The sequence below is a fragment of the Bacillus sp. FSL K6-0268 genome (assembly GCF_038005425.1).
Classification (GTDB): domain Bacteria; phylum Bacillota; class Bacilli; order Bacillales; family Bacillaceae_G; genus Bacillus_A; species Bacillus_A thuringiensis_S.
Window position 1 is genome coordinate 5,404,135 of the sequence record NZ_JBBOTF010000001.1, and the last position, 24,954, is coordinate 5,429,088.

Sequence of the window (24,954 nt, forward strand, 5' to 3'; positions counted from 1 at the left end):
TAGCAATTCAGTTAAGGAGGAATTTTGAATGAGTGATCGTCAAGCGGCATTAGATATGGCGTTAAAACAAATAGAGAAGCAATTTGGTAAAGGTTCAATTATGAAATTAGGAGAACAAGCGGAACGTAGAATTTCTACAATTTCAAGTGGTTCTTTAGCACTTGATGTGGCATTAGGGGTAGGCGGATACCCACGTGGCCGTATTATCGAAATTTACGGACCTGAAAGTTCAGGTAAAACGACAGTTTCATTACATGCAATTGCAGAAGTACAACGTCAAGGTGGACAAGCAGCATTCATCGATGCGGAGCACGCAATGGATCCTGTATATGCACAAAAATTAGGCGTTAACATAGATGAATTACTATTATCACAGCCTGATACAGGGGAGCAAGGATTAGAAATCGCGGAAGCTCTTGTACGAAGTGGTGCGGTTGACATTATCGTAATTGACTCTGTAGCAGCTCTTGTACCGAAAGCAGAGATTGAAGGCGACATGGGTGACTCACACGTAGGTTTACAAGCACGTTTAATGTCACAAGCACTTCGTAAGCTTTCAGGAGCAATCAACAAATCAAAAACAATTGCAATCTTTATTAACCAAATTCGTGAAAAAGTTGGGGTTATGTTCGGAAACCCAGAAACAACTCCAGGTGGTCGTGCGTTGAAATTCTATTCAACTGTCCGTCTTGAAGTGCGTCGTGCGGAGCAATTAAAGCAAGGTAACGACATCGTTGGTAATAAAACAAAAGTAAAAGTAGTGAAAAATAAAGTAGCGCCACCATTCCGTGTTGCTGAAGTTGATATTATGTACGGAGAAGGTATTTCAAGAGAGGGTGAAATCTTGGATATGGCTTCTGAGCTTGATATCGTTCAAAAGAGCGGTGCTTGGTATTCTTATAATGAAGAACGTTTAGGACAAGGTCGTGAAAATTCGAAGCAATTCTTAAAAGAGAATACGGACTTAAGAGAGGAAATTGCCTTCTTTGTTCGTGATCATCACGGAATTGGTGAAGATTCTGGTGTGGAAGACACGGAAGATGCAACTCTTCAAGATTAAAAAATAAAAGACACGGGTCCCGTGTCTTTTATTTTTTTACCTTCTATTAAAGGGGTATCTATCGTAGTGGTTAAAATATTTTTTTGACTCAAATGGGATGTGTAAAGAGGAATATTCATACGTTTTAAGGGAATAAAATGGTATTTACTAAGGTTTTCCAGGATAGTATGCTATCAATTTTTCAAATTCAGATAACATTAAGGACTGAAGGTAAAGAAAGTAAAAGTAGACAACGCTTGACAATGAAAATTACGATAGATACAATGAGAATGTATATTTTTTCTTATATACGATATACTCTTCTCAAGAAGAGAAGTAATATTCGGAGTAAGGTTTAAATCTTACCGAAATAATAATATGACATTTTAATTGTGAAATGAAGAAAGTCCCTTAAAAAAGCGGGACGACGGTCTTTGCTGTATATTGTAATTTAATGTACATGCCGACAGTCTTTTTTCATTCATAGCAAGGGGAGGTGAAATCATGAGTAGTACAGTTTGGATACTCATCTCCATTTTGCTTGCAACAACAGTCGGTGCAGTTGTTGGCTTTTTTGTTCGAAAGTCTATTGCTGAAGCGAAGATTAATGGTGCGGCTAATGAAGCGAAACGTATTTTAGACGAAGCGAATCGTGAGGCTGAAGCACTTAAGAAAGAAGCGCTTTTAGAAGCAAAGGATGAAATTCATACACTTCGTACAGAAGCTGAATTAGAAATTCGTGACCGTAGAAGCGAATTACAAAAACAAGAAAATCGTTTAATGCAAAAAGAAGAGAACCTTGATCGTAAAGACGAAACGCTCGATAAACGCGAGCAGCAGTTAGAGAAGAAAGAGGAATCTCTTGTAGCGAGACAACAACAGATTGAAGAGTTGGAAAGCAAAGTGGGAGAGTTAGTTCAAAAGCAACAAACAGAATTAGAGCGCATTTCCAATCTGACACGCGAACAAGCGAAAGCAATTATTCTTGGTAAAGTAGAAAATGAAGTTTCTCATGAAATCGCTGTTATGGTAAAAGAAAGTGAAGTTCGCGCGAAAGAAGAAGCGGATAAGAAAGCAAAAGAGATTTTATCTCTTGCAATGCAAAGATGTGCAGCTGATCATGTTGCTGAAACAACCGTTTCGGTTGTAAATCTTCCAAATGACGAAATGAAGGGACGTATTATCGGGCGTGAAGGTCGTAATATTCGTACGTTAGAAACGTTAACGGGTATTGACTTAATTATCGATGATACACCAGAGGCGGTAATTCTTTCTGGATTCGATCCAATTCGTCGTGAAACAGCTCGTATCGCTCTTGATAAACTAGTACAGGACGGACGTATTCACCCAGCGCGTATTGAAGAGATGGTCGAAAAATCAAGACGTGAAGTGGACGAGTATATTCGCGAAGTCGGAGAGCAAACAACGTTTGAAGTGGGTGTTCACGGATTACACCCAGATTTAATTAAAATTTTAGGTCGTTTAAAATACCGTACAAGTTATGGACAAAACGTCTTAAAACACTCTATGGAAGTTGCATATTTAACTGGACTTATGGCAGCAGAGCTTGGTGAGGATGAAAAACTAGCAAGACGTGCTGGTCTATTACATGATATCGGAAAAGCGATTGACCATGAAGTAGAAGGTAGCCACGTTGAAATTGGTGTTGAACTCGCAACGAAATATAAAGAGCATCCTGTAGTTATAAACAGTATCGCATCTCACCATGGTGACACAGAACCAACTTCTATCATTGCAGTTTTAGTTGCAGCAGCAGATGCTTTATCAGCTGCAAGACCGGGAGCTCGTAGTGAAACGCTTGAAAACTACATTCGTCGTCTTGAAAAGTTAGAAGAGATTTCAGAGTCTTATGAAGGCGTTGAAAAATCATTTGCAATTCAAGCAGGACGTGAAGTTCGTATTTTGGTAAAACCAGATACAATCGATGACTTAGAAGCTCATCGTTTAGCTCGTGATATCCGAAAACGTATTGAAAATGAACTGGATTACCCAGGACATATTAAAGTAACTGTTATTCGTGAAACACGTGCAGTGGAATACGCAAAATAAAGTGGTGAAACACCACTTTATTTTTTTGTGTTGGAATTGGATAAAATAAAGACAGTTATTTAGCATAAAAGTGAAACAAACTTATAATAAACATATTATAAGGAATTTACTTGATGCTATAGCAATAAAAAATGCAGTACATAGAAAGGGTAAGACATATGAGAATATTATTTGTTGGGGATGTAGTAGGATCTCCTGGTAGAGGTATGATTCAACAGTACGTACCGGCATTAAAGAAAAAATATACACCTACAGTAACAATCATTAATGGAGAAAATGCAGCAGGTGGCCGTGGGATTACAGAAAAAATATATCGAAACTTTTTAGAGTGTGGGGCACAAGCAGTTACACTTGGAAACCATGCTTGGGATAATCGTGAAGTATTTGAATTCATCGATGATGCAAAATATCTTGCAAGACCAGCTAACTTCCCAGAAGGAACTCCAGGAAAAGGACTTATCTTTGTGAACTGTAATGGAACAGAAGTTGCAGTTATTAACTTACAGGGGCGTACTTTCCTTCCTCCGATTGATTGTCCATTCCGTAAAGTGGATGAATTAATTAATATTGCGAAAAAACGTACGAATATTATCTTTATTGATTTCCATGCGGAGACTACAAGTGAAAAACAAGCGCTAGGTTGGTATGTAGATGGACGTGCTACAGCAGTAGTAGGTACGCATACGCATGTCCCTACAGCGGATAACCGTATTTTACCAAGCGGAACGGCATATATTACAGATGTTGGGATGACAGGGCCATATGATGGAATTTTAGGTATGGACCGAGAAGCAGTATTGAAGAAGTTTTTAACGAACTTACCGGTACGATTTGAAGTAACAAGTGGTAGAACGCAATTAAGTGCAGTGTTAATTGATGTGGATCCAAATACAGGAAAAGCAAAGAAAATTGAGCGCATTTTAATTAATGACGATCAACCATTTTTTGAGTAAATTTCCGTTAAATTTTAGATAAGTTATTATATTTTAATTTTTTAGAAAAATTACGAAAATTTAGCAGGAATACGCGCCATTCCTCGTGAATATAAGTTAAAGTGAAATAATTGCTAATACTTTTTAAAGAAACGAGGAGGAAACGCGGAATGGAAATATTAAAAGTTAAAGCAACGTCGGTCCCTAATTCTGTAGCTGGTGCACTTGCAGGTGTTATTCGCGAACGCGGAACAGCAGAAATTCAAGCTATTGGTGCAGGTGCATTAAACCAAGCGGTAAAGGCAGTAGCAATTGCAAGAGGGTTTGTAGCGCCTAGTGGTTTGGACCTAATTTGTATCCCAGCGTTTACAGATATTATGATTGATGGCGAAGAGCGTACAGCAATAAAATTAATTGTAGAACCTCGTTAAGTTTAAACAACCTGTTTGCAGTATGCAAACAGGTTGTTTTTATAATGGAGGAATGAAAATGAAAATTTTTGATGCTCATTGTGATGTGCTCTTTCAGTTATGGAGTGCAAAGGGAAAAAAGAATTTTAAAAACGATCCGCAATTACATATTACATTTCAACAGTTAAAGGAAAGACAAGGAAGTATACAATGTTTTGCAATATATGTGCCAGAAACAGTGACGTATGAAAAACGATTTGAAGCGGCATTACAAATGATAGATATTTTTTATAATGAAATTCTATCGCTACCAGGTGTGAGATTTATCCGAACGAAAGAGGATATAAATAGATTAAAACAAGACGAGGTTGGCGCGCTATTAACGTTAGAAGGGTGCGAAGCAATTGGCAAAGAAGCGATGAAATTACGTTTGTTTTATCGGTTAGGTGTACGTTCTTTCGGATTAACATGGAACTATGCGAATTTGTTAGCTGATGGGGCGCTAGAGACGCGTGGAGCAGGTTTAACTACTGTTGGTAGACAAGTTGTACAAGAGTTGAATACTTTGCAATTATGGACGGATCTATCACATTTAAATGAGAGAAGTTTTTGGGATGTGATAGAAATTGCAAATAACCCAATTGCATCCCACTCAAATTGTTATAAACTGTGTGAGCATCCACGCAATTTAAATGACGAACAAATTAAAGCGCTTATACAGAGAAATAGCATAATCGGTGTTACTTTTGTACCGCAGTTTCTAACAAGTGAAAGACAAGCAAATATAACAGATATAGTAAAACATATCGAATATATTTGCTCGCTAGGTGGAGAAAACAATATAGGGTTTGGTTCAGATTTTGATGGGATTGTAGATACGGTTGTCAATGTATCTGCCTACGGAGATTATGAAAATGTCATGAATGAGCTTTATAAATACTATGCTGCATCTACTGTAGAAAGATTTTTATATGATAATTTTGTTGAACATATGAGTTTTTAAGTTTTTGGTTTAAAATTCAGAATAATTAAAATTAATTCATTTGATTTTATTGCTTTTTTTAAGACCTAATACTAGAATGAAAAACAAAATAGCTTTATACTAAAGATTCAGGGAAATCAGAAGAGGCATAATTTGCGTCCGTTGTAGTTTATTTGCATAAAAAATGCTAAACTATTACTGTAAAAAAATACACTACAATGAATGCAGCCAAAAGGGGTGTAGGAGATGATTAGTCAACTTTCATGGAAAGTTGGAGGCCAACAAGGTGAAGGAATTGAAAGTACAGGAGAAATCTTCTGTATTGCATTAAACCGATTAGGATATTACCTATACGGTTACCGCCACTTCTCATCACGTATAAAAGGCGGCCATACAAATAATAAAATTCGTGTAAGTACAACAGAAGTACGAGCGATCTCAGATGATTTAGATATTTTAATTGCTTTTGACCAAGAAACAATTGATTTTAACTTCCACGAACTACGTCCAGGTGGAATTGTAGTTGCGGATGCGAAATTTAATCCAACAATACCTGATAATACAGATGTAAATCTATATGTGATACCGTTTACAGATATTGCTTCAGAATTAGGCACATCATTAATGAAAAACATGGTTGCTGTTGGAGCATCAAGTGCAGTATTAGGATTAGACGAAACAGCTTATTTAGATGTTGTTGAAGAAATCTTTGGTCGTAAAGGAGAGCAAGTCGTTCAAAAGAATATGGACGCAATTAAACGCGGCTCTCAATATATGAAAGAATTACTAGGTGAGAAAGTAAACATGATGCAGCTTGAAAAAGCTGATGGTAAAAAACGCATGTTTATGATTGGAAACGACGCAATCGCATTTGGTGCGGTAGCTGGTGGTGCTCGTTTTATGTCAGCATACCCAATCACACCTGCATCAGAAATTATGGAATACTTAATTAAAAAATTACCGAAAGTCGGCGGAACAGTAATCCAAACTGAGGATGAAATCGCAGCTTGTACAATGGCAATCGGTGCAAACTATGCTGGTGTTCGTACATTAACTGCATCTGCTGGTCCTGGTCTTTCATTAATGATGGAAGCAATCGGTTTAGCAGGTATTACAGAAACTCCATTAGTAATTGTTGATACACAACGTGGTGGTCCAAGTACGGGATTACCAACGAAACAAGAACAGTCTGACTTAATGGCGATGATTTACGGTACGCATGGTGAAATTCCAAAAATCGTAATGGCGCCAAGTACAGTTGAAGAAGCTTTCTATGACATTGTAGAAGCATTTAACTTATCTGAAGAATATCAAGTTCCTGTTATTTTCTTAACAGATTTACAGCTTTCGTTAGGAAAACAAACAGTAGAACCACTTAAATTAGATAAAGTGGAAATTCGTCGTGGTAAGCTTGATTTAGAAGCGGAATTACCAGAACGTGAAAATAAAGCATACTTCAAGCGTTATGAAGTAACTGAAGACGGCGTTTCACCGCGTGTTTTACCTGGTATGAAAAATGGTGTTCACCATGTTACAGGTGTAGAACATGATGAAACTGGAAAACCATCGGAATCAGCAATAAACCGTAAAGATCAAATGGACAAACGTTTCCGTAAAATGGAAAACTTGAAGTTTAATACCCCTGTTTATAAAAATGTTAAGCATGAAGAAGCAGACGTATTGCTTGTTGGATTTAACTCAACTCGTGGTGCGATCGAAGAGGCAATGACGCGTTTAGAACAAGAGGGTATGAAAGTAAACCATGCTCATGTACGTTTAATTCACCCGTTCCCAACAGCTGAAATCGATCCACTTGTGAAAAAGGCGAAGCGTGTTGTAGTAGTAGAAAACAATGCAACAGGTCAGCTTGCTAACATTATGAAAATGAATCTTGGTAATGGTGAGAAAATTTCTAGTCTTTTAAAATATGATGGAAACCCATTCTTGCCGAAAGAGATTTACAACGAATGCAAAAAAGGGGTTGTATTAAATGGCAACATTTAAGGACTTTCGTAACAGTGTAAAGCCAAACTGGTGCCCAGGTTGCGGAGACTTCTCAGTGCAAGCTGCAATTCAACGTGCGGCAGCTAACGTTGGTTTAAATCCAGATGAACTTGCTGTTATTTCTGGTATTGGCTGTTCAGGCCGTATTTCAGGTTATATTAATTCATATGGTGTGCATAGTATTCATGGTCGTGCCCTTCCGATTGCACAAGGTGTAAAAATGGCAAATCGTGATTTAACAGTCATCGCTTCAGGTGGTGATGGTGATGGATTTGCGATTGGTATGGGACATACAATCCATTCTATTCGTCGTAATATCGATATTACGTACATCGTAATGGATAACCAAATTTACGGGTTAACAAAAGGGCAAACTTCACCACGTAGTGAAGCTGGATTTAAAACGAAAAGCACACCGCAAGGTTCAATTGAACCATCACTAAATGTAATGGAAATGGCTTTAACAGCTGGTGCGACATTTGTGGCGCAAAGCTTTTCGAGTGATTTAAAAGAATTAACACAAATTATTGAAGCTGGTATTAACCATAAAGGATTTTCATTAATTAACGTATTTAGCCCATGTGTTACTTACAATAAAGTAAATACCTACGATTGGTTTAAAGAGAATTTAACGAAACTAAGCACAGTAGAGGGATATGATCCATCTAATCGCATGATGGCTATGCAAACTTTAATGGAAAATAACGGTTTAGTAACAGGTTTAATTTATCAAAATACTAAGCAACCATCATATCAAGAACTTGTTAAAGGCTATAGTGAAGAGCCTTTAGTGAAATCTGATTTAAATATGGATCAGAAAATGTTTGATGAGCTTGTTGCTGAATTTATGTAATATAAGAAGAGGAGGTTGCCATGTGGCAACCTTTTTTTATTAGAAAAATATAGGGTAGTCTTATTTACTTAGAAAATTCAGAATGGTAAAATAATATATAAATCGTTGTATGAAAATGGCAAGTTCATTGCTTATGAAATGTAAGATAATAAAGGGCCTCTGTATTGTTAAAATTGGCGAAACAGGTCATACTATGGTAATGTTTATAGGGATAAAGCAATATGCTTTTGGGTAGGACAACAAGAAATAATAAAAAGGGAATGTCTATTTGCGTGGGGAAGACTTCATTCTTATGAATGATTAGATTGATTACTCAAGTTTCAAAGGACAAGTTATCTCTCAAGCTATCTAACCATTTTTGAGGTGAGTCTAGGCGCATTAAAATGGACTATAGAGTGTGTATAGTTAAGGGTGAAAGGAGATTACCGATGAACGAGCAACAACGATTAGCAAGTCAACAAGCAAATTCCTCTACGAAAAAAGAAGAGAAAGATTATAGTAAATACTTTGAAAGTGTATATCAACCACCTTCCTTAAAGGATGCGAAAAAGCGAGGGAAAGAAGAAGTTAAAATTGAACGGGATTTTGGCTTACCTGAAGAGTTTCGCAATTTTGGTACAGGAAGAAAGTTCTATATTCGTACATATGGTTGTCAAATGAATGAGCATGATACGGAAGTAATGGCAGGTATTTTCACAACGCTTGGATATGAACCAACTTTTTCGACTGAGGATGCAGATGTAGTTTTATTAAATACTTGTGCAATTCGTGAAAATGCTGAAAATAAAGTGTTTGGTGAACTAGGCCATTTAAAGTCACTAAAGCGAAGAAATCCGGACCTTTTAATTGGTGTATGTGGTTGTATGTCTCAAGAAGAATCTGTTGTAAATAAAATTATGCAAAAAAATCAGCATGTAGATATGGTATTTGGAACGCATAATATTCATAGATTACCGTACATTCTAAAAGATGCGATGTTCTCGAAAGAGACGGTAGTTGAAGTATGGTCAAAGGAAGGCGACGTAATTGAAAACCTTCCGAAAGTACGTCGTGGTGATATTAAAGCTTGGGTAAATATTATGTATGGCTGTGATAAGTTCTGTACGTATTGTATTGTACCGTATACGCGCGGAAAAGAGCGGAGCAGACGTCCAGAAGATATTATCCAAGAGATTCGTCATTTAGCTGCGAATGGTTATAAAGAAATTACATTACTTGGACAGAACGTAAATGCATATGGTAAAGACTTTGAAGATGTAGAATACGGTCTTGGTGATTTAATGGACGAACTTCGTAAAGTTGATATTGCCCGTATTCGTTTTACAACGAGCCATCCACGTGATTTCGATGATCACTTAATTGAAGTGCTTGGCAAAGGTGGCAACTTAGTAGAACATATCCATTTACCAGTTCAATCTGGAAGTACAGATATGCTGAAAATTATGGCGCGTAAATATTCACGTGAGCATTATTTAGAACTTGTAAGAAAAATTAAAGAAGCAATTCCAGATGCAGTATTAACAACAGATATTATCGTTGGTTTCCCAAATGAAACAGATGAGCAATTTGAAGAAACGATGTCGTTATATCGTGAAGTAGGATTTGATACTGCCTTTACATTTATTTATTCTCCTCGCGAAGGTACACCAGCTGCAAAAATGAAAGATAATGTACCTATGGAAGTGAAGAAAGAACGTCTTCAACGCTTAAATACACTAGTAAATACGTTGGCAATTGAAAAGAATAGTCGTTACAAAGGTCAAATTGTAGAAGTGTTAGTTGATGGGGAAAGTAAAAATAATCCGGAAGTACTTGCAGGTTATACTCGCACGAATAAACTTGTAAACTTCGTCGCTTCAAAATCTTTAATTGGTCAGCTTGTGAAAGTAAAAGTAACGGAAGCAAAAACTTGGTCTCTTAACGGGGAATTAGTTGAAGAGCCGATTGAGGTGAAATAATAGATGAAAGTATATTCGAAAGATGACATTGTTGAACAAGCAAAAGAATTAGCAAAAATGATTTCTGAAACAGAAGAAGTTGATTTTTTTAAGAAAGCAGAGGCGCAAATTCATAAAAATGAAAATGTAAAGCGCGCAATCGATGAAATTAAAGCACTGCAAAAACAAGCAGTAAACTTGCAGCATTACGGGAAGTGGGAAGCTTTAAAAAAGGTAGAAGCTGAAATTGATGCATTGCAAGATAAGTTAGACAGTATTCCAGTCGTACAAGAATTTAAATCTTCACAAACATATGTAAATGACTTATTACAGTTAGTTGCTAGTACAATTTCTAACAACGTAACAGATGAAATATTAATTTCAACTGGTGGCGATGTACTTAAGGGTGAAACTGGCGCAGCGGTAGAAAGTAAAAAAGGAAATTGTGGTTGTTAAAGAGATGTCATATTGACATCTCTTTTTTTTAGTTGATTAAACGTAAGTTCTTCTCAAAAAAAGAATGACACATTCCGCTATTGTCACGCATATGATTAAGTGAATAGTGATTGAGGAGGGTTACGAATGTCCGAATTTAGAGAGATTATTACAAAAGCAGTGGTTGGAAAAGGACGTAAGTATACAAAGTCAACGCATACATGTGAATCGAATAATGAACCAACAAGTATTTTAGGGTGCTGGGTAATTAACCACTCGTACGAAGCAAGAAAGAATGGGAAGCATGTGGAAATTGAAGGTTTCTATGATGTGAACACTTGGTATTCATTTGATGGAAATACAAAGACTGAAGTTGTAACAGAACGCGTGAACTACACGGACGAAGTAAGCATTGGTTATCGTGATAAAAACTTTTCTGGTGACGATTTAGAAATTATTGCTCGTGTTATTCAGCCACCAAATTGTTTAGAAGCGCTTGTATCACCAAACGGTAATAAAATTGTTGTAACTGTAGAACGTGAATTTGTAACAGAAGTAGTTGGAGAAACGAAAATTTGTGTAAGTGTAAATCCTGAAGGCTGCGTAGAATCAGATGATGATTTCCAAATTGCTGATGATGAATTTGAAGAATTAGATCCGAACTTTATCGTTGATGCAGAAGAAGAGTAATAGAAAGCTAGGGAGAAGTTCTTCCTAGCTTTTTACTTTACATAAGTGGCGCTGAATGAACATGATTCTTTATGAAATATGTTATAATGAAGATAGACTCCTGAAATAGGAGATATGGATGTCCGTGAAATGTGACATATATGAAAATTGATTACTATGTAAGAATTATGGAGGAAAAGTATGACGCAATATACCCCTATGATACAGCAATATTTAAAGGTTAAGGCAGACTATCAAGATGCCTTTTTATTTTTCCGATTAGGCGATTTTTATGAAATGTTCTTTGAAGATGCCGTTAAAGCAGCTCATGAACTTGAGATTACATTAACGAGCCGAGATGGTGGCAGTAGTGATCGTATACCGATGTGCGGTGTACCGCATCATGCAGCTAAAAACTATATTGAACAACTTGTTGAAAAAGGATATAAAGTTGCTGTTTGTGAGCAAGTGGAAGATCCAAAAACAGCTAAAGGTGTAGTGCGCCGTGAAGTAGTACAACTAATTACGCCAGGAACGATGATGGAAGGGCGTACAATTGATGAGAAAGAAAACAACTTCTTAGCCGCATTAACACATTTTGAAGATGGATCATATGCTTTAGCTTGTAATGATTTAACGACTGGACAAAATACAGTAACGTTATTGACTGGTTCAGTAGAAGATATTTTATTGGAAGTGTATGCAACTGGTTCGAAAGAAATTGTTGTAGATTCTTCATTTTCTAAAGATGAATTAAATAAATTAACTGAAACGTTAAAAATGACAATTTCATATGAAGATGCAACGGCAATTCCTGAAGGATTAGAACATCTTGTGAAAAATGTTTCGCAAGCAAAGTTAATTAAAGCAATTGGACGCTTATTTAACTATGTGATAAGAACGCAAAAACGTTCATTAGATCATTTACAACCTGTAGAAATTTATTATACGAATCAATTTATGAAAATTGATGTGCATTCAAAGCGAAATTTAGAGCTGACGGAAACACTTCGAACGAAAGAAAAAACAGGATCATTATTATGGCTATTGGATAAAACAAAAACAGCTATGGGTGGTCGTATGTTAAAACAGTGGATGGAACGTCCACTTATTCAGAAAGAAAAAGTTGAAGAGCGTTTAGAAATGGTTGAAACATTTGTAAATGATTACTTCTTACGTGAAGATTTAAAAGAAAAATTAAAAGAAGTATATGATTTAGAACGTTTAGCAGGAAAAGTTGCATTTGGTAATGTCAATGCACGGGACTTATTACAGTTAAGACGATCTTTACTTCAAGTACCAGCTATTTTAGAAGCGATTAGTTTGTTAGATAATGCTTATGCAGCAAGGTTAATTCAAGGCGCGGATCCATGTGAGAGCTTAACTGAATTACTAGGAAGAAGTATTCAAGAAAACCCACCGCTTTCTATTAAAGATGGAGATATTATTAAAGACGGTTATAATGACAAGCTTGATCAATATCGTTACGTTAGTAAAAACGGAAAAACGTGGATCGCTGAGCTTGAAAAACGAGAGCGTGATATTACAGGAGTTAAATCGTTAAAAATCGGGTACAACCGTATTTTCGGCTACTACATTGAAGTGACGAAGGCGAATCTTGCAGCACTTCCAGAAGGCCGCTACGAACGAAAACAAACGCTTGCTAATGCTGAACGTTTCATTACAGATGAACTGAAAGAAAAAGAAACGTTAATTTTAGAAGCAGAAGAAAAAATTGTACAACTAGAATACGATTTATTTACAGCGCTTCGTGAAGAAGTAAAAGTATTTATTCCGAAATTACAACATTTAGCAAAAGTAATTAGTGAATTAGACGTACTGCAAAGTTTTGCGACAGTTAGTGAAGAAGAACAGTTTGTAAAACCTGTACTAACAACGAAGCGTGAAATCTTTATTAAAGATGGTCGTCATCCTGTCGTTGAAAAAGTATTGAACGGGAAATTGTATGTACCGAATGATTGTATTATGCCAGAGAAGATGGATGTCTTTTTAATTACAGGACCGAACATGTCTGGTAAAAGTACGTATATGAGACAGTTAGCACTTGTAACGGTTATGTCACAAATTGGTTGTTTCGTACCAGCGACAGAAGCAGTATTACCTGTATTTGACCAAATCTTTACGAGAATTGGTGCAGCAGATGATTTGATTTCAGGTCAAAGTACATTTATGGTCGAAATGTTAGAAGCGAAAAATGCAATTGCAAACGCATCAGAAAGAAGTTTAATTTTATTTGATGAAATTGGACGAGGTACATCTACGTATGATGGCATGGCACTTGCACAGGCAATCATTGAACATATTCATGACCAAATTGGGGCAAAAACGTTATTTTCTACACATTATCATGAATTGACTGTGTTAGAAGAGAGTTTAGATCAACTGAAAAATGTACACGTTTCAGCAATTGAAGAGAATGGTAAAGTAGTATTCCTTCATAAAATTCAAGATGGAGCAGCAGATAAAAGTTACGGAATCCACGTTGCGCAACTTGCAGAGCTTCCAGATAGCTTAATTGCCCGTGCGAAAGAAGTGTTAGCACAACTAGAAGGACAAGAAGAAATTATTATTCCAAAGCGTGTAGAAGTGAAAGTGCAGGAGCAAGAAGTTATTCCAGAACCTGTAGTTGTAAAAGAAGAGCCAGTAGAAGTACTAGAGGCGAAAGTAGAGACTGAGGAAGAATCACAACTATCTTTCTTTGGAGGAGAACAGTCTTCGAAGAAACAAGACAAGCTTGCGTTAGATCAAAAAGAAACAGCAGTACTGGCGCAAATTAAAAAAATTGATTTACTTGATATGACGCCTTTAGAAGCGATGAACGAACTGTATCGCTTACAGAAAAAGTTAAAGAAAGGATGAGTAAGTAGATGGGGAAAATTCGCAAACTCGATGACCAACTCTCTAACTTAATTGCGGCAGGAGAAGTAGTAGAGCGTCCTGCTTCAGTCGTAAAAGAACTTGTGGAAAATTCTATCGATGCGAATAGTACATCTATTGAAATCCACTTAGAAGAAGCTGGTTTATCGAAAATTCGCATCATTGATAATGGAGATGGCATTGCAGAAGAAGATTGCATCGTAGCTTTTGAACGACATGCGACAAGTAAAATTAAAGATGAAAACGATCTGTTTCGCATCAGAACACTCGGTTTCCGTGGTGAGGCATTGCCGAGTATCGCCTCAGTTAGTGAATTAGAATTAATCACTAGCACAGGTGATGCACCTGGTACACACCTTATTATTAAAGGTGGAGACATTATAAAGCAAGAGAAAACCGCGAGCCGAAAAGGAACAGATATTACAGTACAAAACTTATTCTTTAATACACCAGCGCGTCTTAAATATATGAAAACCATTCATACAGAGCTTGGTAATATTACAGATATTGTGTATCGTATTGCAATGTCACATCCAGAAGTATCGTTAAAGCTGTTTCATAATGAAAAGAAATTGCTTCATACGTCAGGTAATGGTGATGTAAGACAAGTACTTGCATCGATTTACAGCATTCAAGTTGCGAAGAAACTTGTTCCGATTGAAGCTGAATCTTTAGATTTCACAATTACAGGCTATGTAACATTACCAGAAGTAACGAGAGCATCTCGAAATTATATGTCAACAATCGTAAATGGCCGTTACGTTCGAAACTTTGTATTAATGAAAGCAATTCAGCAAGGATATCATACATTACTGCCAGTCGGACGATATCCAATCGGATTTTTATCGATTGAAATGGATCCAATGCTTGTTGACGTTAACGTACATCCTGCAAAATTAGAAGTTCGTTTTAGTAAAGAACAAGAATTGCTAAAGCTTATCGAAGAAACATTGCAAGCTGCATTTAAAAAAATACAGCTCATTCCAGATGCAGGCGTAACAACGAAGAAAAAAGAAAAAGACGAGAGTGTGCAAGAACAGTTCCAGTTTGAGCATGCGAAGCCGAAAGAACCATCCATGCCGGACATTGTTTTACCAACTGGCATGGATGAAAAACAAGAAGAACCGCTGCCTGTGAAACAGCCAGCACAACTGTGGCAACCGCCGAAACAAGAATGGCAACCACCACAGTCGCTCGTAAGAGAAGAACAAAGTTGGCAGCCATCTACTAGACCGATAATGGAAGAACCAATTCGAGAAGAAAAATCGTGGGACAGTAATGAAGAGGACTTTGAATTAGAGGAATTGGAAGAAGAAGTTCAGGAAATAAAAGAGATTGAAATGAACGGTAATGACTTACCGCCACTTTATCCAATTGGACAAATGCATGGAACATATATTTTCGCTCAAAATGATAAAGGCTTATATATGATTGACCAACATGCCGCGCAGGAACGTATTAATTATGAATACTTCCGTGATAAAGTAGGAAGGGTAGCGCAAGAAGTACAAGAACTGCTTGTACCGTACCGTATCGATTTATCTCTTACTGAATTTTTACGTGTTGAAGAGCAACTAGAAGAACTGAAAAAAGTCGGTCTATTCTTGGAGCAATTTGGCCATCAATCCTTTATCGTCCGCTCACATCCAACGTGGTTCCCGAAAGGACAAGAAACAGAAATTATCGATGAAATGATGGAGCAAGTTGTTAAACTAAAAAAAGTTGATATTAAAAAATTACGTGAAGAAGCAGCCATCATGATGAGCTGTAAAGCATCGATTAAAGCGAATCAATATTTAACGAACGATCAAATATTTGCTTTACTGGAAGAACTACGTACAACAACAAACCCGTATACATGCCCGCACGGAAGACCGATTCTTGTGCATCATTCTACTTATGAGTTGGAGAAGATGTTTAAGAGGGTTATGTAGAGTGAATAAACTACATTTCAAAAGGGGGCAACATTTACTGTTGCTCCCTTTTAATATGTAGATTTAATTGTTAAACGAGAATATGGTGAAGTAATTTTGCAGTTTATTTCTTGGCTGCGTTAGCTTATATTTATCTATGTATAAAAAAGCGCTGTATACAGCACTTTTTAAAAGGTGCATGAATAGTATAATGAAGATTTTTACATTATTAAAGACATAACTATGCATGGCCTAATATTGATTCTTATTTGGTTAATTGTCATAAGGATCTATACGATTATTTATTTTTATTATTATTAATTTTTTCAGTGTATAGAACTTGCTCTTTGTAGTGTTTCTTAATTGGAAAGTTATGTGTACCTGTGCCGTTCTTGAATTTTTTATCAATGGGGTTCTTTAGAGGAACTGTTGTGGTTTCAGTAAATTCATATGGGTAATTTATTTTAGATTTATCTTCAAACATGAAAATGCCTCCTTTTAGGATTTCCTAAATTCTTTACTATAACATGATATGCATATAGATTTTTTTTGGACTAGTTATTTATATAGGTTAATGGAATTTAATTACATAACCACTGAAGCCTTTTAAAGGAAAATAATTTGAGAAAGAAATGGTATGAATAGCCGTTGGCTCCTATTGTTATTTTTTTGTTTGACAGCGCAGTGAATAATGTATATAAATTCAATATAGATTGTTTTTATAATATGATTTATATGAGATTTTCTTGATAATATAATGTGGAATATTATAGTATTATTAGGTTATTAGGAACATTTAATGCTGTTTCATAACTGAAAGGGAATTGAAAAAAAACTGAAACTTTTCTCATAAAAATTCAATCTAACTTGAAAAATGAAAGGAAAATGAAATTTTCCAAAAGATATTCTTTGTTAAGATAAAAAGCATACATACAAAAAGTATTGGTATATCTTAAAAATGTATTTTCAAGATATAGTGGGGGGAAAAGATGAGATTAGAAAAACAATTAATAAAAAAGATGTATTATGAAACATTCCTAATGGAGAATGAAACAAAACCAACTCTTGACGTACTTGGACAAGCTTATGTAAACGATGAAAAAAATGAGATTTCTGATGGGTCTTATATTCGTTTTGCACAAGGTGAATTTTATTATCGTCATCAAGATTTTGAAGCAGCTATTTTTAAATGGGAGAAGGTTAGTAATGAATTAGCACCATGGGCACAAAAAAATATTGCGGATGCTTATTTCGAACTTAATCAATTATCATATGCTGAAAATATTTATACTTCTATTACTACTGATAATAAAATATTGATGATCGAAATTAGACTACAATTACTTTCTCTTTACATTGAGCAAAATAATTTTGACTCAGCTTTCGGTGTTATTAAAGAAGCAGTTTCTTTAAATCCTGATTATCCGAATGTCACAAAAATTGCCCGTTCCTTTTATGAGGAACAGCAAGATTTTGATAGTGCAGTAGAGCTTGCTGTGAATGAGTTAATTCGAATAGAATCGTATCCGTGGTTTGAGGTATTAAAAGGATATATTGATAAAGGGTTTACTAAACATATTTCACCAGATTATTTTTATAATGCATTAGCTACATTAAATAATGTAGATCAAGTACAGTTTACGCAAATGGTTTCATCACTTTGGAACAGTTATAAAGATGAACAAAATTATTTATTATGGCTTAATACAATAAATGAATTTTTCTTACATATTGAAATACATTCGTCCGATATATGGAACAAAGTTTCTGCTCTTTACGAAGAAACTTACTTTGCATTAATTCAAGGTCAATATACGCTTAGACAATTAAACGATATCATACCCAATCTGTTAGCAAATTGGTTAAAAGTAGTTAATCCATCTTATGCTGTATTTCCATCTGCAGCTGTATTGGCATGGGATGAGATTTTCCCTTCCAAAATAGATTCAGCAAATATAGAGCATGCGGAAAACTTACTGTCACATTCTATTAATCATGTAAATGGCTTAGAGTACAGCTTACACCTTTTTGAATCTATTACACAGTGGGCACAAAAGCACAATATAGAAATAGGTCACCGATTTAAATGGTTAGTTGACGAACTCGCAGATTTAAGAACAAATCGTATTTTAGTAACGGGAACTTCAGGAAATGGAAAAACTACATTTATTAACTCTATATTAGGAGAAAACATATTAGAAAAATCAATTTCAAATGTAGTAGTTTTAAAAAATGATGCTCATATAGAAATAAACGCTATAACAGACTCAGCAATTACAACAACGGAAGATGTCTCTGATTACCATAATATGATGTCTCAGCACCATCAAACATATAGAGATAGAGCGTGTGTTGAATTTAAATTACCATGCAGATTTTTAAATGAAAATAAACTTACATTTGTAGTGACACCTGGCTTTAATAGGAATAACGACACTAGAGATGAGATATTCGAATATTTAAATTCTGTAGACGAATTACTGTTCGTATTGAATGCGGATTCACCTTTTACTGACAAAGAACGTGACATTCTATTAAGTATTCAAGAACATACGCCAAATTTACAAATTCATTTCTTATTAAATAAAATCGATAACATTTACAGTGAAGCAGAAGTGAAAAGGGTATTACATGATACGGCAACGAGAATAAACACATATTTCCCGCATGCGAGAATTTTCCCTTATTCCTCGTTATATACAAGTAGTAAACAATTAAATGATTTAACTGAGTTTATTCATTTTAACTTTAATCATAAAAATATCGATGCAGAACGTACTGAAAAGTTATTATTTTTCATTCGAAAAACAATTACATATCTTTTGGATAAACGTGTTGAGAAAGAAAATAATCTAGTAGATGCTATTAATTGGAATGAAGATATGCTAGTGAAACTAAACGGTAGCATTAATAACCTTACTGCATTTGAGAGGGAAAAAATTCATTTCATTACACAATCATATCGTTCAATGAAGACTGAAATTACAAATGATCTTACTGAAAATATTCCGAAGATATTAAAGAGCTGTTCTAATTTAATTAGTGAAGAAAGTGATTTCGGGCACATGGATACGGAACTAAATAAAGCAATGAATGAAAAAGTGCATAAATATTTAGAACAAACTGTATTACCTAATCTCGCTCTTTCTATGCAAAATTGGATTGCAACTTCTAATAATGAGCTTCTTCAAAGTCAAACGTATTTAGAAGAACTTAGTGAAGGGCTTAATTCACTATTTGGAGAAAATAGAATACAATTAGAATGTGATTTTAAAGTGCTTGATGACTGGCGCAGAGATACTGACAGGATGACGACTAGAATACAAATGGATGAAGTAAATATTTTACGTCGATTTACGCCAGCACAATTTTTGTTGAAAAGTGCCGGTAAATTATTTGGAGTTCTTCCTAAAAATAAATCTATGCTATATAACAAATACAAACAGTATGTAGAAAATGAAGATTATACTGAAGTAACGGCTTCTATTATGAAGAAATTTTTCTTGCAATTTGAGCTGTTTGAAAACACACAAGAGCGAGATATTAATATATTCTTTAGGAATCCATTTAACTCCTTAAAGCAAGCTGTAGAAAACACGCATTTAGAAATACAAGAAAAACAAGAGATATTACATAAGATGAAATCAAATCCTGAAATCTATCATGATTCTATCATGCTCTTTGAATTGAGATTGCGTCAATGTGAAGTAATTTTAAATATAGGTGATGATAATACCTATACGGATGTAGCTTTAGAAACAAGCGTAGAATAAAAGTAAACACATCAGATTTTTTATATGAAAAATCTGATGTGTTATAAGAAAGTAAAAAGGAGCAATTGTAATAAGTTGCTCCTTTTTCATATATAGATTATTTTTCTGTTTCTTTAATTTTAGTTTGTACTTCGCCAGTTTTAATTTTATTACTTTCTGAGAAGCGTAATAAATCGCCTTCAATAATTTTGTCAGACATTCGTAATTCATTTTGTGCACGTTTAATGAGGGCTTGAGCTTCTTTTTTTGGTAAATCTACAATTTCCCCTGTTATACGGTCGTAGAAAGTGTTGTTTTTGTATGCATACTTATCTGTAACGAAGCTACCATCGCGTAAAACAACAAAGCCAGTATATTCATCTGAAAACATATCATGGCCAAAACGGATATCATTCGTAGAACCAACACCTAATAAATTTAGAATAGTAGGTTTCATATCGATTTGTCCCGTAGGCTTTGAAATAGTTTGACCTTCTGTTTGTCCAGGAATATGAATATATAAAGGTGTACGTTGTAAATTTAAAGTATCAAATTCTGTTATTTGATCTTTGTCTAAAAACTGTGCCATTGCACGATTATGTTTTTCGGAAATGCCATAATGATCACCGTATAACACAATAATAGAATCATCATACATTCCCTCGGCCTTTAAACGCTCAATAAATTTTTTAATTGATTCGTCTAAGTAACGTGCAGTTACGATGTAACGATCGAATACGCCATTACCAGAGTTGTATGGTTCAATGAATTTTGTATCTTCATCATACGTGAATGGATAATGGTTTGTTAAAGTAAGGAAACGAGCATAGAATGGTTGATCAACAGTTTTTAATATATCTACTGATTGATCAAAGTATTCGATATCTTTTAATCCCCAATTTAAATTTGTTTCTGGCGTAATTTTGTAATCAAGCTCATTATAGTAACGATCATAACCAAGAGCGGAGTACATAATATTACGATTCCAAAATGTTGCGTTATTCGCATGGAATACAGAAGTGAAATAACCTTGCTGACGTAAAATTTCTGGAGTCGCAGTATAATCATTGTTACCGTGTGTGAAGAATACAGCCCCTCGATTTAATGGATACAACGACGTATCGATTAGAAATTCAGAATCGGATGTTTTCCCTTGACCAGTTTGATGGAAAAAGTTATCAAAGTAATAACTTTCATTTATGAATTCATTTAGGAATGGTGTAACTTCTTGCCCATTGACTGATGCGCCTATTAAGAAGGTCTGCAAGGATTCAAGAGTGACGACAATTACGTTTTTTCCTTTCGCTGCACCAAACATATTAGGGTTTGGCTCGCTTTGGTTTGCTTTTACGTAGTTTTCAGTTTCTTGTAATTTACTACTATCAGCAAGTGCTTTTTGTGACCCAGCTTTTACTTGCAGTGTTAAGTCATATACTTGGTGAGTATATAAGCCTAAATTTTTGACAAGCATTACCCGGTCGAATGATCTCGTTAATAATTCAGGGCGCTCTTTTTCTGCAAGCTGTAGATTCGCAAAGAATACACCAATCGTTAAAAGAAAGTATAACAAGCGTGTAGAATGAGTTACACGTTCTGTTTTAAAGACCAATGATTTCTTTTTTAATAAAATAAAGAAGAAAACAATGTCTACGAATGCGAGTATAATTTTGTAGTTTAATATCTCTATAATACTGCCGCCTACTTGGCCAAAGTTTGAGGTTTGTCCAAGTACTGGTAATGTAACGAAATCACTATAAAAATCATAGAACATTACATTTCCAACAAGCACGATCGTTAATAAGAAATTAATACATAGCGCTATATAATTTCGCTTTTCACCAGTTGCAAATAATGCTAATCCAACAAATGCTAATGATGCGGCTAGAGGGCTAATAAACAAAATAAGCTCTTGCGTTGAAGACTCAATTTTTAAATCAAAACTGAATCGCGTAATAAGATATGTTTTTAACCATACTGCTAAAGCCATTATTATAACAAAACTTATATTTTGCATTTGTAAATTTATTTTATTCTTCATTTTTACACCTTCTTTATACAATTTATTTAATTGAAGTTATATATTATGTTTTTATAACTATTAGAGTTTAATGAACCATTTAGATTATGTTTTCTAAAGGGAATAATTTGAAGTATTCATATACATACAATGGGGATTTTTAAAGCGTAGTAGCATAAATATAACTCTTTTTGAGAAACGGGCAGAACAAGTCATAGTTGTAGTGAAATTGACTTATAGACATCCTACCATATTAAACACTATGATGATGTTACAAAATATCGAACAAATGAAAGTGAAAATGGATAGAGACTTTTAAAACTGTTGACATTCAATTTATTAGAATTGAATGTCAATCGTTTTAAATATACAGTTATGTTACATATGTATTTTGTAAAATTCCGTTTCTTTGCCAGTTAATCATTAGCCGGGAAGGATAGGAGGGATTATTAAAACACTTTTACTATATATAAGTAAAAGTGTTTTGGAATTGAAAATATTTGACTGACATCTTAATGATAGAAATTAAATGTCAGATAAGTACTTTCCAACATACAGACCACTTGCAGCAGCTTGAGATAAGGAATGAGTGACGCCGGAACAATCTCCAACTAAAAATAGTCCATGCACACTTGTTTCAAAAGAGTTATTGATTTTTATCGTAGGAGCATAGAACTTTCCGTCAATTCCATATAGTAAAGTATGTTGATCAATAGGCTCTTGTATAAATTGTTCTAAACGTAATAAAAATTCTTTCAGCCCTTCAATATATAATTGAGGAACTTCTTGATTCAAATCTCCATAATCCCCCTGTAGTGTAGGTTGTATACGATTATGTTCCATGCTGTTTTTCGCCGTAGGTTGTTTCTTTAATAAGTCCTCTAAGCGCTGTATAACAATCCGATCTCGTCCTTGGTTAATGCCTTTAATAATTGAACTTGCGTATACATTTGCTTCTTTGAGAGTTGGAAAATAGCGAGGAATAAATAAAGTGAAGTTTAAATTAGAAGTGCCAGTTCCTTGCTCTCGAAAATTTTGACCGTCAGGCATAACTAAACCTTCTTCGTACTTTCGAATGATGCGTCCTTTTGGATTCATACAGTAAGTAGTTGCTGTGAAATGCTCACCTTGATAAGAAAGTTTTGTTTCAAAAGTATCTTTTAATATAGAACGTAATTGATGTTCTTTCATTTCTACTCTAATTCCTAAATCTACACGTGTTTGCTCCTGAGAAATACTTAGAGAACTGCATATTTCTTTTAACCAATCGGCCCCTGAACGCCCAGTTGCAAATACTAGTTGCTTAGTTTGAACTGTTCCTTGATTTGTCTCTATTGTAAAATAATCTTCCTGTTTCAGAATATGTTGTACATCTATTTGAAATTTGATCTTTATTTTCGTCAATAAAAATTCATAGAGCTGCTGAAAAATGTTATTGGAAAGGGGAGTACCAAGATGTCTTACTTCTGTTGTTAGCATTTGTAAACCACACGCTTCAGCTCTTTTAGTGAGACTTGAATTTTCAGTACAATATTTTGAGACAGAACTTCCACCAAACTGACATAGAATTTCATCTACTTCAGCCATGAGCTGTATAAAGCCCTCTTTACCGACTTTTTGCTCAAGTTCTCCGCCAAATCCGTTTGTATAATTAAATTTCCCTTCAGATCTTCCTAAACCACCAAACCCGAAATATTTATCACATGTAGTACAATTACACACTTTTCCTTCGTCTAAAGGACAATGGCGATCTTCTAGCGCTTTACCTTTATCAAGAATTAAAACTTTTTTGTTACTTTTAGCTAGTGAATAAGCCATAAAAATGCTACTTACTCCAGCGCCGATAATTGTAACATCATACATATTCTTTCACCTGCTAACGAATAGTTTGTTTTTTATTTTTCTAGTGTATAACAATTTTATGAAGTTAAGAAATAGCTTTTATTAATAAAGTGGGAGTTTTTGAACTTGATGCTGTATTAACTTCTCCGAGTGGTGGAGTAAATACAAAAATTTTTATTTGAAAGAAGAAATAGTTTGAAAAATCACTATGTCATATGATTAATAACATCTTACATAGAAAAAAAACAGACCTTTTAAGTGAAGAGGTCTGTTAATGATTTTAAATCTTATTTAGCAAACACATGGTTACCAATTACTGCTACTGTTTGACGTGTCGTAATCCACTTGTCTGTTGATGTTTTTGGATTGTAGAAATAAATCCAGTCAGAATGTACTCCATTTGTGGAGATAGCCTCTTCTACAGCCATTTTTGCTTCTGCACTTGCAGGCTGATTAATTCTGCCATCTGTAACAGGAGTAAATGCATATCCGTATTTAATAGGTTCATAAATAACACCTGTTATTGTATTTGGAAAACCTTTTGCATTTACACGATTTAGTATAACTTTTGCTACTGCTACTTTTCCTTTATAGGATTCGCCACCTGCTTCAGCAGTAACTAAGCGTGCCATTAAGTCTTTTTCTTTTTGTGAAATGCTTGAGTTAATTTTTAAATGTTGTCCTGTATAAAGCTTGTTTCCGACTGTATTGTTAATTTGTTTTATAGATTGGACGGTGACATTGTAACGCTTTGCTATCGTTTCTAATGAATCCCCCGGTTGTACTTGATAAATAATTTGTCCAGAAATGCTCGCAGGCTTGGCGTTTTGAGGAACAGTGATTTCATTTGATTTCACGGACCCTGGAATATGTAACTGTTCGCCAATAAAGGTTTTATCGTTTCCTTTATTATTAGCCTGTTTAATGGATTGTATTGAAACTCCGTATTGTTTACTAATGCCCCAAAGTGTATCGTTCTTTTTTACTGTATGAATGGTAGAAGCTTCAGCTGTACTTTGACTACATACGAATGTAATTGCAGCCGCGGATAAAGGGATTATATGTTTTATTTTTAGTAATTTCATTGTAAATCCTCCTAAGAAAAAATTAAGGTGAAACTATTAAGTAATGTAGTTCAAAATGTGTATATGCGTAATATATTAATGTAAGTATATTAGCACATATAAAATAAATAATCACT

Annotated in this window: 17 protein-coding genes; 13 read left to right on the forward strand and 4 right to left on the reverse strand. The window is 34.9% G+C overall.

Features of this window, described 5'->3' with window-relative positions:
- Nucleotides 1-28 precede the first annotated feature (28 nt).
- The 12 genes from recA (at nucleotide 29) to mutL (ending at nucleotide 16,163) form a co-directional block, all read left to right on the forward strand.
- Nucleotides 29-1,060, forward strand: coding sequence for a recombinase RecA (gene recA / locus MHI28_RS28285; protein WP_001283853.1), 1,032 nt, complete (start codon nucleotides 29-31; stop codon nucleotides 1,058-1,060).
- Between the two features lie 483 nt (nucleotides 1,061-1,543).
- Nucleotides 1,544-3,109, forward strand: coding sequence for a ribonuclease Y (gene rny / locus MHI28_RS28290; RefSeq protein ID WP_000099770.1), 1,566 nt, complete (start codon nucleotides 1,544-1,546; stop codon nucleotides 3,107-3,109).
- Between the two features lie 158 nt (nucleotides 3,110-3,267).
- Complete coding sequence (locus MHI28_RS28295; protein WP_001221092.1) at nucleotides 3,268-4,062, forward strand: TIGR00282 family metallophosphoesterase; 795 nt, start codon at nucleotides 3,268-3,270, stop codon at nucleotides 4,060-4,062.
- Nucleotides 4,063-4,211: 149 nt separating this feature from the next.
- The gene (gene spoVS / locus MHI28_RS28300; protein WP_000404341.1) at nucleotides 4,212-4,472 is read left to right on the forward strand and encodes a stage V sporulation protein SpoVS; all 261 of its coding nucleotides are present in this window, start codon (nucleotides 4,212-4,214) and stop codon (nucleotides 4,470-4,472) included.
- A 22-nt stretch (nucleotides 4,473-4,494) separates the two neighbouring features.
- Complete coding sequence (locus MHI28_RS28305) at nucleotides 4,495-5,454, forward strand: dipeptidase (RefSeq protein ID WP_003279695.1); 960 nt, start codon at nucleotides 4,495-4,497, stop codon at nucleotides 5,452-5,454.
- Nucleotides 5,455-5,679: 225 nt separating this feature from the next.
- Nucleotides 5,680-7,437: a 2-oxoacid:acceptor oxidoreductase subunit alpha gene (locus tag MHI28_RS28310; protein WP_000625417.1), complete on the forward strand. Its 1,758-nt coding sequence runs from the start codon at nucleotides 5,680-5,682 to the stop codon at nucleotides 7,435-7,437.
- Nucleotides 7,424-8,290 (forward strand): 2-oxoacid:ferredoxin oxidoreductase subunit beta, encoded by an 867-nt coding sequence (locus tag MHI28_RS28315; protein ID WP_000190155.1) that lies wholly within the window; start codon nucleotides 7,424-7,426, stop codon nucleotides 8,288-8,290. Before MHI28_RS28310 ends, MHI28_RS28315 begins: the two co-directional genes overlap by 14 nt.
- A 428-nt stretch (nucleotides 8,291-8,718) precedes the next feature.
- Nucleotides 8,719-10,248, forward strand: coding sequence for a tRNA (N6-isopentenyl adenosine(37)-C2)-methylthiotransferase MiaB (miaB, locus tag MHI28_RS28320; protein ID WP_001005392.1), 1,530 nt, complete (start codon nucleotides 8,719-8,721; stop codon nucleotides 10,246-10,248).
- Between the two features lie 3 nt (nucleotides 10,249-10,251).
- Entirely contained in the window at nucleotides 10,252-10,683 is a 432-nt protein-coding gene (locus tag MHI28_RS28325) for a RicAFT regulatory complex protein RicA family protein (RefSeq protein WP_000870460.1), read from the forward strand.
- Between the two features lie 126 nt (nucleotides 10,684-10,809).
- On the forward strand, nucleotides 10,810-11,352 hold the full coding sequence (cotE, locus tag MHI28_RS28330; RefSeq protein ID WP_001288799.1) for an outer spore coat protein CotE: 543 nt from the start codon (nucleotides 10,810-10,812) through the stop codon (nucleotides 11,350-11,352).
- 180 nt (nucleotides 11,353-11,532) lie between these two features.
- Complete coding sequence (gene mutS, locus MHI28_RS28335) at nucleotides 11,533-14,211, forward strand: DNA mismatch repair protein MutS (protein ID WP_000195990.1); 2,679 nt, start codon at nucleotides 11,533-11,535, stop codon at nucleotides 14,209-14,211.
- A gap of 8 nt (nucleotides 14,212-14,219) precedes the next feature.
- The gene (gene mutL / locus MHI28_RS28340) at nucleotides 14,220-16,163 is read left to right on the forward strand and encodes a DNA mismatch repair endonuclease MutL (RefSeq protein ID WP_000516486.1); all 1,944 of its coding nucleotides are present in this window, start codon (nucleotides 14,220-14,222) and stop codon (nucleotides 16,161-16,163) included.
- A gap of 277 nt (nucleotides 16,164-16,440) precedes the next feature.
- On the opposite strand, the gene MHI28_RS28345 is transcribed toward mutL, so the two are convergent.
- Nucleotides 16,441-16,626, reverse strand: a complete 186-nt coding sequence (locus MHI28_RS28345; RefSeq protein WP_000461138.1) for a hypothetical protein — start codon at nucleotides 16,624-16,626, stop codon at nucleotides 16,441-16,443.
- A gap of 505 nt (nucleotides 16,627-17,131) precedes the next feature.
- Between MHI28_RS28345 and MHI28_RS28350 the strand changes: the two genes are divergently transcribed.
- On the forward strand, nucleotides 17,132-19,915 hold the full coding sequence (locus MHI28_RS28350; RefSeq protein ID WP_081143655.1) for a dynamin family protein: 2,784 nt from the start codon (nucleotides 17,132-17,134) through the stop codon (nucleotides 19,913-19,915).
- 97 nt (nucleotides 19,916-20,012) lie between these two features.
- Here MHI28_RS28350 and MHI28_RS28355 read toward each other — a convergent pair whose 3' ends face one another.
- The 3 genes from MHI28_RS28355 to MHI28_RS28365 form a co-directional block, all read right to left on the reverse strand.
- Nucleotides 20,013-21,932 carry an LTA synthase family protein gene (locus MHI28_RS28355; protein ID WP_340828375.1) on the reverse strand — a complete coding sequence of 640 codons (1,920 nt, stop codon included), beginning with the start codon at nucleotides 21,930-21,932 and terminating at the stop codon, nucleotides 20,013-20,015.
- A 504-nt stretch (nucleotides 21,933-22,436) separates the two neighbouring features.
- The gene (locus MHI28_RS28360; protein WP_000272409.1) at nucleotides 22,437-23,774 is read right to left on the reverse strand and encodes an NAD(P)/FAD-dependent oxidoreductase; all 1,338 of its coding nucleotides are present in this window, start codon (nucleotides 23,772-23,774) and stop codon (nucleotides 22,437-22,439) included.
- 266 nt (nucleotides 23,775-24,040) lie between these two features.
- Complete coding sequence (locus tag MHI28_RS28365; protein ID WP_000771008.1) at nucleotides 24,041-24,838, reverse strand: cell wall hydrolase; 798 nt, start codon at nucleotides 24,836-24,838, stop codon at nucleotides 24,041-24,043.
- Nucleotides 24,839-24,954: the final 116 nt, after the last annotated feature.

Bases quoted from the DNA above. Each gene is read 5' to 3' on its own strand.
- recA (WP_001283853.1), top strand. From the start codon at position 29: ATGAGTGATCGTCAAGCGGCATTAGATATGGCGTTAAAACAAATAGAG.
- rny (WP_000099770.1), top strand. From the start codon at position 1,544: ATGAGTAGTACAGTTTGGATACTCATCTCCATTTTGCTTGCAACAACA.
- MHI28_RS28295 (WP_001221092.1), top strand. From the start codon at position 3,268: ATGAGAATATTATTTGTTGGGGATGTAGTAGGATCTCCTGGTAGAGGT.
- spoVS (WP_000404341.1), top strand. From the start codon at position 4,212: ATGGAAATATTAAAAGTTAAAGCAACGTCGGTCCCTAATTCTGTAGCT.
- MHI28_RS28305 (WP_003279695.1), top strand. From the start codon at position 4,495: ATGCAAACAGGTTGTTTTTATAATGGAGGAATGAAAATGAAAATTTTT.
- MHI28_RS28310 (WP_000625417.1), top strand. From the start codon at position 5,680: ATGATTAGTCAACTTTCATGGAAAGTTGGAGGCCAACAAGGTGAAGGA.
- MHI28_RS28315 (WP_000190155.1), top strand. From the start codon at position 7,424: ATGGCAACATTTAAGGACTTTCGTAACAGTGTAAAGCCAAACTGGTGC.
- miaB (WP_001005392.1), top strand. From the start codon at position 8,719: ATGAACGAGCAACAACGATTAGCAAGTCAACAAGCAAATTCCTCTACG.
- MHI28_RS28325 (WP_000870460.1), top strand. From the start codon at position 10,252: ATGAAAGTATATTCGAAAGATGACATTGTTGAACAAGCAAAAGAATTA.
- cotE (WP_001288799.1), top strand. From the start codon at position 10,810: ATGTCCGAATTTAGAGAGATTATTACAAAAGCAGTGGTTGGAAAAGGA.
- mutS (WP_000195990.1), top strand. From the start codon at position 11,533: ATGACGCAATATACCCCTATGATACAGCAATATTTAAAGGTTAAGGCA.
- mutL (WP_000516486.1), top strand. From the start codon at position 14,220: ATGGGGAAAATTCGCAAACTCGATGACCAACTCTCTAACTTAATTGCG.
- MHI28_RS28345 (WP_000461138.1), bottom strand. From the start codon at position 16,626: ATGTTTGAAGATAAATCTAAAATAAATTACCCATATGAATTTACTGAA.
- MHI28_RS28350 (WP_081143655.1), top strand. From the start codon at position 17,132: ATGAGATTAGAAAAACAATTAATAAAAAAGATGTATTATGAAACATTC.
- MHI28_RS28355 (WP_340828375.1), bottom strand. From the start codon at position 21,932: ATGAAGAATAAAATAAATTTACAAATGCAAAATATAAGTTTTGTTATA.
- MHI28_RS28360 (WP_000272409.1), bottom strand. From the start codon at position 23,774: ATGTATGATGTTACAATTATCGGCGCTGGAGTAAGTAGCATTTTTATG.
- MHI28_RS28365 (WP_000771008.1), bottom strand. From the start codon at position 24,838: ATGAAATTACTAAAAATAAAACATATAATCCCTTTATCCGCGGCTGCA.